12 protein-coding genes are annotated in these 15441 nt (G+C 70.9%); 7 read left to right on the plus strand and 5 right to left on the minus strand.

The features are described 5' to 3' along the window. Nucleotides 1-17 precede the first annotated feature (17 nt). Both AB0D59_RS10845 and AB0D59_RS10850 read right to left on the minus strand, forming a co-directional pair. The gene (locus AB0D59_RS10845) at nucleotides 18-983 is read right to left on the minus strand and encodes an alpha/beta hydrolase (RefSeq protein ID WP_362563400.1); all 966 of its coding nucleotides are present in this window, start codon (nucleotides 981-983) and stop codon (nucleotides 18-20) included. 203 nt (nucleotides 984-1186) lie between these two features. Next, complete coding sequence (locus tag AB0D59_RS10850) at nucleotides 1187-2089, minus strand: LysR family transcriptional regulator (protein WP_362563403.1); 903 nt, start codon at nucleotides 2087-2089, stop codon at nucleotides 1187-1189. 167 nt (nucleotides 2090-2256) lie between these two features. Here AB0D59_RS10850 and AB0D59_RS10855 point away from each other — a divergent pair, with 167 nt between their 5' ends. Both AB0D59_RS10855 and AB0D59_RS10860 read left to right on the plus strand, forming a co-directional pair. Further along, nucleotides 2257-3744 (plus strand): MFS transporter, encoded by a 1488-nt coding sequence (locus AB0D59_RS10855; protein WP_362563406.1) that lies wholly within the window; start codon nucleotides 2257-2259, stop codon nucleotides 3742-3744. Between the two features lie 644 nt (nucleotides 3745-4388). Next, nucleotides 4389-5240: a serine protease gene (locus AB0D59_RS10860; protein ID WP_362563408.1), complete on the plus strand. Its 852-nt coding sequence runs from the start codon at nucleotides 4389-4391 to the stop codon at nucleotides 5238-5240. Nucleotides 5241-5360: 120 nt separating this feature from the next. Here the strand turns inward: AB0D59_RS10860 and AB0D59_RS10865 are convergent, their stop codons facing one another. Together AB0D59_RS10865 and AB0D59_RS10870 are read right to left on the minus strand one after the other, a co-directional pair. After that, a complete protein-coding gene (locus AB0D59_RS10865; protein WP_362563411.1) occupies nucleotides 5361-6968 on the minus strand; it encodes a D-aminoacylase in 1608 nt (535 codons plus the stop codon). An 8-nt stretch (nucleotides 6969-6976) separates the two neighbouring features. Next, nucleotides 6977-8257 (minus strand): amino acid deaminase, encoded by a 1281-nt coding sequence (locus tag AB0D59_RS10870; RefSeq protein WP_362563414.1) that lies wholly within the window; start codon nucleotides 8255-8257, stop codon nucleotides 6977-6979. Between the two features lie 170 nt (nucleotides 8258-8427). On the opposite strand from AB0D59_RS10870, the gene AB0D59_RS10875 reads away from it, so the two are divergent. The 5 genes from AB0D59_RS10875 to AB0D59_RS10895 all read left to right on the plus strand — a co-directional run bounded on the left by AB0D59_RS10875 (nucleotide 8428) and on the right by AB0D59_RS10895 (nucleotide 13222). Beyond that, entirely contained in the window at nucleotides 8428-9723 is a 1296-nt protein-coding gene (locus tag AB0D59_RS10875) for a sugar kinase (RefSeq protein WP_362563417.1), read from the plus strand. Next, nucleotides 9720-10484 (plus strand): IclR family transcriptional regulator, encoded by a 765-nt coding sequence (locus AB0D59_RS10880; RefSeq protein ID WP_362563420.1) that lies wholly within the window; start codon nucleotides 9720-9722, stop codon nucleotides 10482-10484. Before AB0D59_RS10875 ends, AB0D59_RS10880 begins: the two co-directional genes overlap by 4 nt. After that, nucleotides 10484-10894, plus strand: coding sequence for a RidA family protein (locus AB0D59_RS10885; protein WP_362563423.1), 411 nt, complete (start codon nucleotides 10484-10486; stop codon nucleotides 10892-10894). Before AB0D59_RS10880 ends, AB0D59_RS10885 begins: the two co-directional genes overlap by 1 nt. A gap of 107 nt (nucleotides 10895-11001) precedes the next feature. Next, nucleotides 11002-12486: a gluconate:H+ symporter gene (locus tag AB0D59_RS10890; RefSeq protein ID WP_362563426.1), complete on the plus strand. Its 1485-nt coding sequence runs from the start codon at nucleotides 11002-11004 to the stop codon at nucleotides 12484-12486. 64 nt (nucleotides 12487-12550) lie between these two features. Beyond that, nucleotides 12551-13222, plus strand: coding sequence for a hypothetical protein (locus tag AB0D59_RS10895; protein WP_362563428.1), 672 nt, complete (start codon nucleotides 12551-12553; stop codon nucleotides 13220-13222). A 36-nt stretch (nucleotides 13223-13258) separates the two neighbouring features. On the opposite strand, the gene AB0D59_RS10900 is transcribed toward AB0D59_RS10895, so the two are convergent. Then, a complete protein-coding gene (locus AB0D59_RS10900) occupies nucleotides 13259-14614 on the minus strand; it encodes a M14 family metallopeptidase (RefSeq protein WP_362563430.1) in 1356 nt (451 codons plus the stop codon). Between the last annotated feature and the right edge of the window lie 827 nt (nucleotides 14615-15441).

The raw sequence follows: 15441 nt of genomic DNA on the forward strand, positions 1-15441 counted from the left end.
CGAGGCCTTGCCGAACCTCAGTCGCCTGCGAAGAAGTCGAGGTAGGCCTGGGCCAGGGTGGTCGGGTTCTCGAGCGCGATGTTGTGTCCGGATGCGGGGATGACGACGCCGCGGACGTCGCGGGCCACTTGCGCGAGCTGTCTGGACACGTCGTCGCCGAGATAGTTCTGAGCGCCGACGGCCAGGACCGGGCAGCTGATCGGGTCGGCGTAATGCGGGCGGTTCTGTTCGGCGTCGGTCTGGCGGGCTCGGTACATCTCCAGGATGGCCTTGGTGCCGCCCGGCTGCTCGGCCGAGTACACGATGTCGTCGATGTCCTCCTCGGTCAGCGCGCTGGGGTCCCACATCTGACGTCTGGCGTAGTACGTCCAGAAGGGCCGTTCCCGTCCGGACAGCAGCAGTTCGGGCATGTGCGGCAGGCTGAAGAAGCTGAAGTGCCAGCCGGTGCGGCCGTCGTCGGCGGCGAGTGAGGGGTCTTGCTCGCCGCCCGGCAGTCCAGGGCCGGCCGGCAATCCCGGCAGGAGCGTTTCCTGGAAGACCAGTTGCTGCACCCGGGGCCGGTGGAAGGCGGCGACGGCGTAGGCGATGGCCGCCCCCCAGTCCTCGCCGACGACGCGGAACCGGTCGAAGCCCAGGTGGGTGGCCAGTTCGGCGACGTCGCCGGCCATGGTGGCGGTGTCGTAGCCGGTCAGGGGACGCTGGGAGCCGCCGGCGCCCCGGTTGTCGACCGCGATGACGGTGTAGTGCGGGGTCAGCAGGGGCACGACGTGGCGCCAGTACGACATGGTCTTCGGTACGCCGTGCACCAGGAACACCGGCTCGCCGGCGCCGCCGATCGCGTAGTGGATCTCCACACCGTTGACTTTGGGCTTTCCGTGTGTGAGCCGGACTCCGCCGTGGTCAGTGAGGTTCATCTCGGCGACCTCCTTCTTGTCTTCGGCCGTGCGGGCGCCGACCGAGTGGCGGATCTTCCGGGGCGGCATCTCCGTTCTGCCGTCGGCCCGGCGTCCACGGTCGGCGTGGAAGTTCCACCCGGTACAACCGCGCCTTCGTTGCCGCTGATGTCGCCTGCGTCGCACCTGTCTCAGATGGAGCCCATCTGACGATCAGATGGTCGCGGCATGGGCGCACCGGCGGCCGCGCCACTTCTGGGTCGACAGGGCTGCGTTGGCCAACAGGCGCCGGGTCAGCTGCCCGCGGGGTGAATACGCAGCAGCTGATCGGCGAACTGCCGGGCTGCCGGGCTGGTCTCGCCCGCCGAGGGCAGCATCAGGTAGATGTGCCTTTCCAGATGCACGCCCTCGACCGCGATCAGCCGCAGAACGCTGTCCGGTGCGGTCAGCACCGGGTACTGCAGGCCGACTGGAGCGAAGCCGATACCGACGCCTGCGCTGACCAGTTCGAGGAACAGTTCCCAGTCGCCGACCTCACAGACGACGCGGCGCTGTATTCCTTCGCCGGTGAACGCGGCGTCACTCAACAGGCGTGCCGTCCACCCCGGGGGTACCTCGACGAACCGCTCGTCGGCCAGTTGTCCGACGTTGACCTCGGTGCGCTCCGCCAGGCGATGATCGGCGCGGCAGACGAGGTGCAGCGGCTCTCGCGCCAGGCGGGTCATCCGGACGCCCGGGACCTGGCTGACCGCGGGTCCGATGACGCAATCCAGTTCTCCGGCCTCGAGCATCGAGATCATCGTCAGCGCGGGCGCGTAGTGCAGGCGCAGGTCGATGCCGGGATGACCGCGAGTGAACTCGCCGAGATAGGAAGCGAACGGCACCAGATGCTGAGCGGAGAGCGAGACGCCGAGGCGCAGTGTGCCGATGAGCACGTCACGGGTGTGATGTACGGCCTCTTCCGCCTGCGCGGCGCTGGTCACGGTCCGGCGGGCCGGGCCCACCAGAGCCTCGCCGGCCGCAGTGAGCCGGACGGGCCTGGTCCCGCGGACGTAGAGGGCCGTACCGAGTTCGCGTTCGAGGGCCTGGAGCGAGTTCGACAGGCCTGACTGCACGATGAGTTCGCGCTTGGCGGCGCGAGTGACGCTGCGTTCCTCGACCAACGCCAGGAAGTGACGTAGCTGTCTGAGTTCCATCGGCCACCGCCTCTAGGCCTGAATTGCAGCACATCTGGACAGTTCCATCTGCCAGACAGATGCAGTCTATCTGTGCGCGCTGCCGCCGGACCGCCATCGAAGTTCCGACGGGCGTGGTTGACGCCGACGAACCGGTAAGGAACACCGCCAGGACAGGGGATTCGCCCATGGCAGACCACCCGAGGAATGACGCCACGCCTCGGCACGCTGCGAGCGGCTCACAACGGACCGCGTTTGTCGTCTCGCTGATCTGCGCCGCCCAGTTCGTGCTGCAACTGGACTTCAGCATCGTGAACGTGGCGCTGCCGTCGATCCAGCGGGAGCTGGGCATGCCCGCAGCGGAGTTGCAGTGGATCGTCACCGGGTACGCGCTTGCGTTCGGATCGCTGCTGCTTGCGGGCGGCCGCCTGGCGGACCTGCTCGGCAGGCGGCAGGTCCTGGCCCTGGGCCTGGCCCTGTTCGGGATCGCGTCGCTGGCCTGCGGGCTCGCCCAGTGGCCGATCATGCTGATCATCGCCCGGATCGTGCAGGGCGCGGCCGGGGCGATGGCCTCCCCGGCCGCACTGTCGCTGCTGACGACGACCCATGCAGAAGGGGCCGCCCGTAACCGGGCGCTGGCGATGTGGCAAGCCACCACCGCGGCGGGCGCGACCGCCGGGATCGTGGCCGGCGGGCTGCTCACCCAGTACCTCGGCTGGCGGGCGGTGTTCCTGATCAACCCGCCGGTCATCGCCATCATGCTCGCGCTGGTACCGCGACTGCCGGCCGCGAAGCGGTCCGGCAGTCGCGGCAGCGTCGATGTGCGCGGGGCGCTGCTGGTGACCACCGGCATCGCCGCCCTGATCTTCGGGCTCAGCAGCGGGCAGCAGCACGGCTTCACCGCGCCCGCCACCCTCGTCACTCTCGCCCTGGCCGTGTTTGTGGCCACGGGATTTGTGTTCGCCGAGAAGCGGTCCGCGGCACCCATGCTGCCTCTGTCGATCCTGGCGGAGCCGGCCCGGCGGGCCGCGATCGCGGCAATGCTGCTGATCGGCGCCATCCTGGCCGGCTACGTCTACTTCGCCTCGCTCTACCTGCAGAAGGTGCTGGGGTTCAGCCCGGTGGCGACCGGCCTGGCGCTGGTCCCGTCGACCGCCACCGTCGTGCTCGTCTCCACCCTCGGCACCCGTCGGCTGCTGGCCCGGTTCAGCATCAGGGGCCTCCTGCTTGCCGGGCTGGCCGGCATGGGCGCCGGACAGCTGTGGCTTGCCCAGATCACCGCCGGGGCCGGCTACCCCGCAGCGGTGCTGCCCGGCCTGGTGCTGACCGCGGCCGGGGTCGGGCTCGCCCTGCCGGCCGCGTCGATCGCGATCACCAGCGGAGTCCGGGCCGGCGACCAGGGACTGGCCGGGGCTCTGTTCACCACCAGCCAGCAGACCGGCGCCGCGGTCGGCCTCGCGGTTCTCGCCACCGCCGCTGCGGCCACCTCTGGCCACAGCAGCTCTCCGGTGGACGGCTACCGCCTGTCGTTCCTCATCGCGACCGGTCTCGCAGTCCTCGCCGCGATCATCGTCGCGCTCCAGCTCAGCTCGAAACCCCACCGCGTGGAAGCCGGGCACCAGCACGCCGACGGACCGCCCGCCGCGCCGACCGAGGCACAGCTCGACAAGAAGTGACAGGTGCAACGGCAGCCTGACCGGCAGCGTCTGCCCGGCGAGATGTTCGCGGGGCCAGGGGCGTGTCATCGATTCGGAGTGCGACGCGGGCTCGGCTGTGGATGAGGGATCCGTCATCAAGGTCGACGCCCCCCACACCTCCACTCCGCGAACAGTCGCATCACCGAGGTTGGTGCCATCCGGCAGCCTGTCTTCGCAGACAGAGGCGATCTGGCCGGCCCGCTCGGATGTCCGCCGGACCGAAAGGAAGACCTGAATGGACAACTCAACGCCAGCGGTGACCGACCGGGCACCGATATCCGACAGCTCGCTGCGTCCGCCGGATGCAGCTGTAGCGCCGTCTTTGAGCACCACGAACTGTTCGTGAAGGAACTGAGGATGGTAGTGCCGTGAGGCGGTTGAACGCGTTGATGAGTTCGTGCCGCAGGGCCAGGTCGCGGCGATCCGCAGGCGAAGGCGGTCGCCGCGAGTGATGCGGGTGGTTGCGTGCAGCAGCCGGTAGCGCAGCTGTGCGGAAATCCGCCAACGCCGGTCCTGAAACAACTCCTTGCTCCACCACCCCCCTCCCCTCACAATGCACATGACAAAACAAGTGGCGACCGGAAGATCTCCGGTCGCCTTGTCGTCAAGAGGGGACCCCCCACATGAACAAGCCTCTCGTCGCCGCGCTCGCCTCCCTGGCCATCACCGGGATGGGCGTGGTACCGGCGGTCGCCGCGCCCGCGGCCAAGGCCGACGCGCAGCCGAAGGCGGCCGCCGCGGTGACCGTCGACTTCGCCGGCACCGTCTCGCTCAGCAACTGCTCCGGTTCGGTCATCCGCTTCCCGAACTCCGCGGACACCGACCCGGCGCTGGTCCTCACCAACGGCCACTGCCTGGAGACCGGTTTCCCCGAGCCCGGCGAGGTCATCACCGGACAGTCCTCCAGCCGTACCTTCGGCCTGCTGAACTCCGCCGGCACCAAGGTCGCCACGCTCCGCGCCAACCAGGTCGTCTACTCGACGATGACCGACACGGACGTCACGATCTACCGCACCACCACGACGTACGCGGCGATCAAGAGCTCCTACGGCATCAGCCCGCTCACCGTCAGCAGCACGCACCCCGTCGCCGGCACCGCCATCAAGGTCGTCTCCGGCTACTGGAAGACGATCTACAGCTGCAACATCGACGGGTTCGTGTACCGGCTGAAGGAGGGCGACTGGACCTGGAAGGACTCGGTCCGTTACACCTCCGCGTGCAACACGATCGGCGGGACCTCGGGCTCGCCGGTGATCGACACCACCACGGGGCAGGTCGTCGCCGTCAACAACACCGGCAACGAGGACGGGGAGCGGTGCACCGTCGACAACCCGTGCGAGGTGGACGCGAGCGGGAACGTCACGGTGCGGCAGGGGATCAACTACGCGGAGGAGACGTACATCATCCCGGCGTGCTTCACGACGGGGAACGTGCTGAACCTGAGCGCGAGCGCCTGCACCCTGCCCAAGCCGTAGCACTCCGCCGGGTGCGCCGTCTGCGGGTGCGGGTGCGTGGGGGCTGGTCGCGCCCGCGCGGCGGTAGCCGCACATCGACACAGCCCCGCACCCCTGACGGGGCGCCTGCGCGCGAGGTGTTCACAGCGTGCGGCGGATGGCGCGCCCGGCCATCACGTCCGTCCTTCTGCCCTCCTCGATCACGAACCGGCCGTTGATCAGGACGTAGGGGATGCCCGTCGGCAGTCGGCGTGGGTCCTCGAACGTCGAGCCCGCCGCCACCGTCCTCGGGTCGAAGAGGACGACGTCGGCCCGGTACCCCTCGCGGACGAATCCGCGGTCCGGCAGGCGCAGCCGGCCCGCGGGGCGGGCGGTGAGGTGGGCGACGCACTCCTCCAGGGAGAGGACTCCCAACTCCCGTACGTAGCGGCCGAGGTAGTGCGGGAACGTGCCGTACGCCCGGGGGTGCGGCTTCGTGCCCTGGAGGATGCCGTCGGAGCCGCCGGTGTGGACGCGGTGGCGCATGATCGTGCGGACGTTCTCCTCGTGGCCGACGTGCTGGAGGATCGACGGGGCGAGCCGGTCCGCCAGCAGCAGGCGGCGGGCCGTCGTCCACGGGGTCTCGCCGCGCAGCCGCGCCGACTCCGCCACCGTACGGCCGACGAAGTCCGCCAGCGCCAAGTCGGCCACGCCGGAGATCTCGATCGTGTCCCACTCGATGGGGACGCCGTGGCAGCCGTCGGAGCCGAGGGACTCCAGGTGGTGGCGGACGCGTTCGGACGTCTCGTCGTCCGCCAGCCGGGCCAGGACCGCGTCCGGGCCGCCCTCGTTCGCCCAGCTCGGCAGCATCGCCGCGAGGGTCGTGCTGCCGGGGGTGTAGGGGTAGGTGTCGAGCGTGATGTCGGCGCCGGCCGCGAGGGCCTGGTCCAGCAACGACAGCAGCTCGGGCGCCCGGCCCTTGTTCACGCCGAAGTTCATGGTGGCGTGGGCCAGGTGGAGGGAGCAGTCCGCCTCCCTGGACAGGGCCACCATCTCCTCGTACGCCTCCAGGGCGCCCGCCCCGTACGAGCGGTGGTGCGGGCAGTAGTAGCCGCCGTACGACGCCACCACCCGGCACAGCTCGGTCAGTTCGGCGTCCTCGGCGTACATTCCGGGGGTGTAGGTGAGGCCGGAGGACATGCCGACCGCGCCCTGTTCCATGCCCTCCGCCACCAGCCGGCGCATCCGGTCCAGCTCGGCAGGGGTCGCCTCGCGGTCCTCCCAGCCGACGGCCAGTGCCCGGACCGTGCCCTGGGGGATCAGGTAGGCCGCGTTGACGGCGATGCCCCGGTCCAGGCGGTCCAGGTACTCGCCCACCGAGCGCCAGTCGAAGTCGATGTCGTCGCCGTGGCCGTTCCAGCCGGCGACGGCCCGGCGGACCTCGGCGAGGGTGCGGTCGTCGACCGGGGCGTACGACAGCCCGTCCTGGCCGAGGACTTCGAGGGTGACCCCCTGTGCGGCCTTGGCGCTGTGGTCCGGGTCGCGGAGCAGGGCCAGGTCGCTGTGGGCGTGCATGTCGATGAAGCCGGGGGAGAGGACCAGGCCCTCGGCGTCCAGCTCGCGCGTCGCGCGCGGGCGCTGGCAGCCCGCCGCCGCGGCCTCCTTGACGATGGCGGCGATCCTGCCGTCGTCGACGACCACGTCCGCGCGGTAGGAGGGCGCGCCGCTGCCGTCGACGACATCGGCGTCCCGGATGACCAGATCCTCCATGACCCCTCCTAGAAGAACGTGCGGACGTAGTCGACGACCGTGCCGTCCGCCTCGGCGACCGGGATCAGCTGCCACTTGTCGAACGACGTGCACGGGTGGGAGAGGCCCAGGCCCACCCAGTCCCCGACCCGGACGTCGGCCTCGGGGGCGGTGGCGAGCCAGGCGTGCTGGTCGGAGAGGCCCGTCACGGTGACGCCCGTCGCCGGGCGCTCGGTGCCGTCCCGGCGGATCACCTGGGCGAACGGGAGGTCCAGGTCGTAGGCCGCGTCCCGCTTGCCCGCGTTGGCGAAGGCCTGTTCGGCGCAGGGGCGGGAGACGATCTGCGCCCAGAGCCGGAAGGCCGGCTCCAGGGCGCCCTCCTCGGGGACGCGGTTGAAGGGGGTGATCTCCCGGTAGTGGCCGTCGTCGTGCGAGACATAGGCGCCGGACCGCAGCAACTTCAGCACGGGCAGGGAGAGTTCGGGGATCCCGGCGAAGACGTCGGCGACCGCGTCGAACCAGGCGCTGCCGCCCGCGCTGATGACGACCTCGTCCGTGCCGGCGAACCGTCCTTCCCGGTCGAAGCCGACGGCGAGCGCGACCAGCCGGCGCAGATAGGCGCGCACCCGGTCGGGGTCCGCCTGCGGGACCTCGCCCTCGTACCCGGCGACCCCGACCAGCCGCAGCGTCCCCGCCGCCTTTGCCACCGCGTCCGCGACCGACGCGCACTCCGCCTCGGTACGGACGCCGGTACGGGCGCCCTCCCCGGCGGCCAGCTCCACGACGACGTCCACGGGACGGGAGGTGCCCCTCAGCGCCGCGTCCATCAGCTCGACCCCGCGCACCGAGTCGACGTAACAGACGAAGCGGAACTCCGCGTCCCGCTCCAGCTCGGCGGCGATCCAGCGCAGCGCCGGGGCGTCCACGAGCTCGTTGGCCAGGAAGATCCGCCGGGTGCCGAAGGCCCGGGCCACCCGCACCTGGTGCGGCACGGCGAGCGTGATGCCCCACGCGCCGCGCTCGACCTGGCGCCGGAAGAGCTGTGGGGCCATGGAGGTCTTGCCGTGCGGGGCGAAGGCGAGGCCGTGCCGTTCGGTGTACGTCTCCATGAGCGCGAGATTGTGCTCCAGGTGCTCGGCGGAGAGGGCCAGCACGGGCGTGGCGAAACCGTCGGAGAAGAGGTTGCGGCGCTGGGCGGCCAGCTCTCCGACGGTGAGGCCCTCGGCGTCGGGCGGGAGGCCCTTGAAACGGTGGTCGACGCGTTCGTCCGTGAGACGGGCGAGTGCTTCGGTGCCGGTGTCTGGGGACACGGAGCCTCCCTGATCAGGTTGGTTGCATTATGTGCAACGCCCATTGCGTATATCGCTTACCGCTGTCTAACATCCACGCCAACGCCGGGTCAATGAAGCCTGCAGTGACCCTCCCCCAACTCTCGGCCTCGCTCGAGCCGGGGCCCCATCGACGAGGAGTCACGACCATCGTGAAGCCCACGGACGCCGTTGACGCCGTTGCCGGCGTGGATGTCGTGGATGTCGTCGCGCTCGGAGAGTCCATGGTGACGTTCCTGCCCACGCGGCCGGGGCGCCTCGCGGGCGTGCCGTCCTTCGACCGCGCGATCGGCGGCGCGGAGTCCAACCTGGCGTGTGCGCTGGCGGCGGCGGGACATTCGGTGCGGTGGGTCAGCCGGGTCGGCGCGGACGGGTTCGGCGACCATCTGGTGGAGACCGTCGCCGCGTACGGCGTGGACGTCTCGTGCGTGGGCCGCGATCCGGCGCGGCCGACGGGGGTCTACTTCCGTACCGCCGGTGACCGGGCGACGGATGCGCACGAGGTCGCGTACTACCGGGCGGGGTCGGCGGCGTCCGCGATGTCGGCGGCGACGGTGGACCTGGCGGCGGTGCGGACGGGCCGGATCCTGCACCTGTCGGGGATCACGGCCGCGTTGTCGGAGGGCTGCCTGGGGCTGCTGCGCGAGCTGACGGCTCCCGCCGGGGAGCGGCCACTGGTGTCGTTCGACGTGAACTACCGGGCGGGGCTGTGGACCGGCTCCGGCGGCGCGGAGGTGCTGTTGGAGCTGGCGCGTCGGGCCGACGTCGTTTTTGTGGGGGACGACGAGGCGGAGCAGGCGTGGGGGGTGGGCGGCGGGCCGGCGGCCGTTCGGGAGCTGCTGCCCGAGCCGAGGGTGCTGGTGGTGAAGGAGGGGGCGAAGGGGGCGACGGCGTTTCGGCGGGGTGGTGCGGACGGTTCTTCGCCCGCGGGCGCGTGGGGGCTGGTCGCGCAGCTCCCCGCGCCCCTTACGGGGCGCCACGACCGCCGCTCCTTCCCCGCCGCGGGCAGTCTTGCCGCCGGGGCGCTGGGGGTCCCCTCGCTCGAGCGAAGCCGAGAGCGGGGGAGGGCGGGCGCTGGGGGTACCCCCTCCGGGGGAGGCACCCGGCCGACGCCGGTAAGCGTCCCCACCTCCACCTCGGCCTCCACCCACGGCACCTTCGAACCCGCCCCCACCGTCGACGTCGTGGCAACCGTCGGTGCCGGTGACGCCTTCGCCGCCGGTTTCCTGTCCGGCATCCTGCGCGGCCTGCCGGTCAGGCAGACGCTCAGGCTCGGCCACCTCTTCGCCGCCGCCACCCTCACCACCCCCGCCGACCTCGCCGCGCCGCCCGCCCGCGACACCACCGACCGCCTGACCGCCCTCGACGACAGCGGGTGGGAGAGACTTCGACTCGGCCCCGGCTGGACCCAGGCCGGCACGGCCGAACAGGAGGTACGCACCCCATGAGCCAGACCGTCGACCGAGCGCTCAGCATCCTGCCGCTGCTCGCCGAGGGCCCCGCCGACCTCGGCCGGGTCGCCGAGCGCCTCGGCGTGCACAAGTCGACCGCGCTGCGGCTGCTGCGCACCCTCCACGAACACGGACTCGTCTACCGCCAGTCCGACCAGCGCTACCGCCTCGGCGCCCGGCTCTTCGCGCTCGCCCAGGAGGCGATGGAGAACCTCGACATCCGCGAGATCGCCCACCCCCACCTGGCCCGGCTCAACGAGGCCTGCGGGCACACCGTGCACCTCGCGGTGTTCGAGGAGGGCGAAGTCCTCTACATCGACAAGGTCGAGAGCCGCTACCCGGTGCGCATGTACTCGCGGATCGGCAAGCCGGTGGCCATCACCGTCGCCGCCGTCGCCAAGCTGCTCCTCGCCGACCTGCCCGAGCCCGAGCGGCGCGCCCTCGCCGACAAGCTCGACTACCCCATGTACACGGCCCGTTCGACACCGAACGCGGAGGCCTTCCGCAAGGAACTGGCCAAGGTGCGCGAACAGGGCTGGGCCACCGACCTCGGCGGCCACGAGGAGTCCATCAACTGCGTCGCGGCCCCCATCCGCGGCGCCGACGGCCGGGTCGTCGCCGCGATGTCGGTCTCCGCGCCCAACGTCGTCGTCACCGCCGACGAACTCCTCACCCTGCTCCCGCAGGTGCGCCGTACGGCGGACGCGATCAGCGGCGAGTACTCCGGCAGAACACCGATCAAGGAAGCCAGCAACTGATGACCGAGAAGATCGCGCTCACCCCCACGACCCACACCACCCCGCCCGCCAAGTTCTCCCACGGTGTGCGCAAGGGCAACATCCTCCAGGTCGCCGGCCAGGTCGGCTTCCTGCCCGCCGAGGAGGGCAGGCCTCCGACGCCGGCCGGCCCCACCCTGCGCGAGCAGACCCTCCAGACGCTGGCCAACGTCAAGGCGATCCTGGAGGAGGGCGGCGCCTCCTGGGACGACGTGATGATGATCCGCGTCTATCTGACGGACGTGGACCACTTCGCCGAGATGAACGGCGTCTACAACACCTACTTCGAGGAGCAGGGCCTCACCGCCCCGCCCGCCGCCCGCACCACCGTCTACGTCGGGCTGCCCGCCGGCCTCCTCATCGAGATCGACGCCCTCGCCGTCCTCGGCTGACGGCCCGCCGACTCCCGCACGTCCTGCACGGCACGGCACCCCACCGGGCGCCGTGCCGCGATCCCCCCTGCCCGAAAGCACGATGTACTTACGAAGAGGACCCCCACATGTCCCTACCGCTCGCCGCATCCGCCACCACCGCCCCAGCCACCCCACCCCACACCGGTGGGCTGCTCCTCCTCCTCGACGGCACCGCGGGACTGCTCACCGTCGCCGCCATCGGCATCGCCCTGCTCCTCTTCCTCATCATCAAGGCGCGACTCCAGCCCTTCGTCGCCCTGCTCGCCGTCTCCATAGCCGTCGGCCTGCTGGCCGGTCTCTCCGTCACCGAACTCTTCGGCACCGTCCAGCGCTCGGACGCCGTCTCCACCATCGAGTCCGGCATGGGCGGCATCCTCGGCCACGTCGCGATCATCATCGGCCTCGGCACCATGCTCGGCGCGATCCTCGAAGTCAGCGGCGGAGCAGAGGTGCTGGCCTCCCGGCTGCTCAACCTCTTCGGGGAGAAGCGGGCCCCGCTCGCGATGGGCCTCACCGGCCTCATCTTCGGCATCCCGGTCTTCTTCGACGTCGGCATCTTCGTGCTGGCCCCGCTCGTCTACGCGGCCGCCAAGCGAGGCGGCAAGTCGATCCTCCTGTACTGCCTCCCGCTGCTCGCCGGTCTCTCCATGACCCACGCCTTCCTGCCGCCGCACCCCGGCCCGGTGGCCGCCGCCGCGCTGCTGCACGTCCAGCTCGGCTGGGTCATCCTCATGGGCGTCGTCTGCGGCATCCCGGCGGTACTGGCCGCATGGGTGTACTCGGCGTGGATCGGCAAGCGGATCTTCGTCGCCGTACCGCAGGACATGGTCGAGGCGGCCGACGAGGCCAGGCAGGCGGTCCTGGCCGAGCAGCGGGCAGCCGGCGTCGAGCCGCAGGAGAAGCCGGTGCCGCTCGGCACGGTCCTTGCCATCATCGGTACGCCGCTGGTTCTGATCCTCGCCGCGACCTTCTCCTCGATCGCCCTGGACCCCTCCACCGGCCGCTCGGTGCTCGAGTTCTTCGGCACGCCGATGGTCGCCCTCACCCTCGCCCTGGTGCTCGCCTACTACCTGCTCGGCATCCGGCGCGGCTGGTCCCGCAAGTCCCTGGAGACGGTGTCGACCGCGTCCCTCAAGCCGGTTGGCAACATCCTGCTGGTGGTCGGTGCGGGCGGGATCTTCGGCGCCGTGCTGAAGGCCAGCGGGGTCGCCCAGGCCCTGTCCGACACCTTCAACGGCGTGGGCCTCCCGGTGATCGTGCTCTCCTATCTGATCTCCGTCGTCCTGCGGGTCGCCCAGGGCTCGGCGACGGTGGCGATCGTGACGACGGCCGGCATCGTCGCCCCGCTGCTGAGCGAGGGCCACCACTCCCAGGCCTTCGTCGCCCTCGTCATCATGGCCATCTCGGCGGGTTCCATCTTCGCCTCGCACGTCAACGACGGCGGCTTCTGGATGGTGGCCAAGTACTTCGGCATCAGCGAACGGGACACCCTGAAGACCTGGACCGTGCTGGAGACGGTGTTGTCGGTGGCCGGGTTCGCGGTGGCGGCCGTGCTCGGCGTCTTCGTGTAGGCGTCTGATAACGAAGTCGGGACCGGCTGTCTCCGGCACAGGTTCTTGGACCATACTGCCCGCTGTGGAGCAGCGCATAGGAGCCAACAGCCAGCCCCTGGAAGGCGCCGGATTCGACCCGGCCTTCGTCCCCGGGCTCACCTCACCCGCGTCCGCCGAGCCGGAGGACGCGGGGCCGGAGGACACCCGGCCCGAGGAGGCCGAGGGTGCCGAGGCGGTGGTGGAACCGGTGGCCCTGACCAAGGACGCGGCCGACGCCGACAGCACGGTGGACGACGCCGAGAACGCCGAGAACGCCGAGAACGCCGAGAACGCCGAAGACACCGAGGAGGCCGCTGACGGTCCCGTCTTCGAGGCCTCCGACCGGCGTGCCCGGATAGTGGCCGACCACCAGGGCGTGCGCCTCGGTCTCGACGAGGAGAAGTGCGAGTTCCGCTGGGACGAGATCGGCGCTATCGAGACCGAGGTGCCGCGCTTCGGCAAGCGCTTCACGATCACCGTCCACACCCCGGACCGCCGCTGGTACCCCATCGAGATCGAGGCGACGTCCCGCTCCCGCTTCAAGGAGTGGGAGAACGACCTGGACGCGGTCCTGGACGCGTACTTCGAGGAGGGCGAGGAAGAGGAAGACGCCCTGGAGACGGACGACAAGGCCGCTGCCGAGACCGAGACCGAGACCGAGACCGAGGCCGCTGCCGAGGCCGGCGCCGAGGACAAGGTCCGCGACGAGAAGTAGCCCGGCACAGGCGGGCGGCCCCGGTCCCGTGGCCGCCTAGCCGCAGTACTGTGCTTCCTTCCCGATCGACCGGTACATGCAGTCCGCGTTCTCCAGCAGCTGGAACACCGCGTCCCGGTTCCGGGAGGTCTCCCGCTCGATCACCTCGTCGGGCGGATAGAACCCGCCCCCGGAACTGGACGTCGGGTACATCTCGAACGTGAAGTCGAAGATCTTCTGCGTACCCCACAGATAGTCGTCGATCGACCCGTCCGTGATGTACAGATCACTGGACTGCTCCGGCGTGTAGCCGTTGCTGGCCGCCATCTTCTGTCCCACGGCCTTGAACGCGGCCGCGTCGTCCGCGGTCATCCCGGTGGCCGTGTCGGCCGTCGTGTACCCGAACGGCCACAGCACCAGTTCGCTGTACGTGTGGAAGTCGATCCCGGCCTTGATCTGCTGCTTGCCGCCGACGACCCGGCCGCGCACGAAGTCGGCGACGACCTTCACCTCGGGCGCCGACTCGGCGGCCGCGCCCCGGTAGGTCTCCGCGGACGTGCTGCCCGAGGACCCGCCGCAGCAGCCCCATCTGTAGTTCCAGTTCCGGTTCAGGTCCGTACCGACGTACGAGGAGCCGGAGTTGGGCTGCCGGTTCTTGCGCCACGACCGGTAGGAGCCGGTGGCGATGTCGTACTCGCCGCCGTCCGGGTTGAGGTCCGGCACGATCCAGATCTCCCGGCTGTTGACGAGGTTCGTGACCCGGGAGTCGGAGCCGTATCCCGCGCCCAGTTCCCGCAGCAGATACAGCGCCATCTCCACCGTGAGGTGCTCGCGCGCGTGCTGGTGGAAGGTGAGGAGGACCTCGGGTTCGTTCTCGTCCGTCGCGACGTTGTCGCTGACCTTGATGGCGACGATGTCCCGGCCCTGGTACGACTTGCCGATCACCTGCCTGCTCATGATGGCGGGGTAGGCGGCGAGCCGCTGGCCGATCTCGGCGTTCGCCTCGGCGTAGTTGTGGTACTTCGAGTCGGCCGTCGGGAAGTCGAACAGACGCAGCTCGTCGGCGGCGGTGGACCGGTCGGGGGCCGCGCCGAGGGGCGTGACGTCGTAGCCGAGGCGTTTCAGCGCGGCGATCTGCGGGGCCCGTCCGGAGACGACCACAGTCTCCTCGTCGGCCTCGTCCACGGTGACGCCGGTCTGCTGGATGGCCGCGCGGGTCACGGGCGTGGTGCTCTGGTGGATCTCGTACTGCCGGACGTCGTCGGCCGAGGGCGGCGCCGGGCGCGCGCTGTCGGCGGTCGCGTGGGTGGCCGTCGCCGACACGGGGGCCGCGAGGGCGAGGGCCAGCAGGGCGCCGAGCGCGGCGGTCCGGCCGCGGCCGAGGGCGCCGGAGCCGCGCATGCGAAGTCGCATGAAATCTCCTGGGGAGGTGGGGGTGGTCCAGTGCGACATACCTGTGCAGTTGTTGTGCGGAGGCTGTGCGGGTGCCGCTCATCGTCCAAGGGATGGCATGAACAGGTCAAGACCGTAAAACCGGTCGCGTAAACCAGCCGCGGTGACCGGCCGCGCGAAACGGCCGCGGAGTGTACGCCTTTACCCGCAATCGCAGGCGGCCCCCACCGAAGTACACCCACCCGCGTGACGTCGGTGCGTCTCCCCGGTCCGCCGGGAGCCCGTGGACGGAGGGCCAAGGGGAGGGCTGGGTGATGACGGGTACCAGTACGGGAGCCCGACTGGGCGGGCCGGGCCGGGCGTTCGGCGGGGGAGAGCACCGAGTGGATCCGCTACCGGAATTCATTCGCAGTGCATCGGCCTTCAGGCCGGTGGCGAAGCGAATCTGATGGTGGCGACGCGGAGCGTCGCGGATTCAGGTCCGGCGGAGCCGGACACCGCAGTTCCTCGCTGCGGCGCGGAGCGTCGCGCGGGCTGGTCCCGGCGGAGCCGGGCGGTGCTCACACCGGCCGGTTCCTCCGCCGCCGCGGGCGGTCGCCCGGCCGCCGGCCGCGGAGTCGGTGCGCGCCTGGGCGGCCGGGCAGGGGCTGGGGGCCGTGGACGCGGAGCTCTTCGCACAGGCGGTCGTGGCCGCGGCCGACGCCCATGGTCCGGTCATCGAGTTCCTCGCCTGGGGCGAGGCCCCGGCCTGCGTCTGCGAACTGCGGCTGTGCCGGGCCGTGGCGGACCCGCTCGCCGGGTTCGAACCGCCACGGGGCGGGGAGCCGGGCCCCGGGCAGGGGCTGTGG

The sequence above is a fragment of the Streptomyces sp. NPDC048417 genome (assembly GCF_040651615.1).
GTDB lineage: Bacteria > Actinomycetota > Actinomycetes > Streptomycetales > Streptomycetaceae > Streptomyces.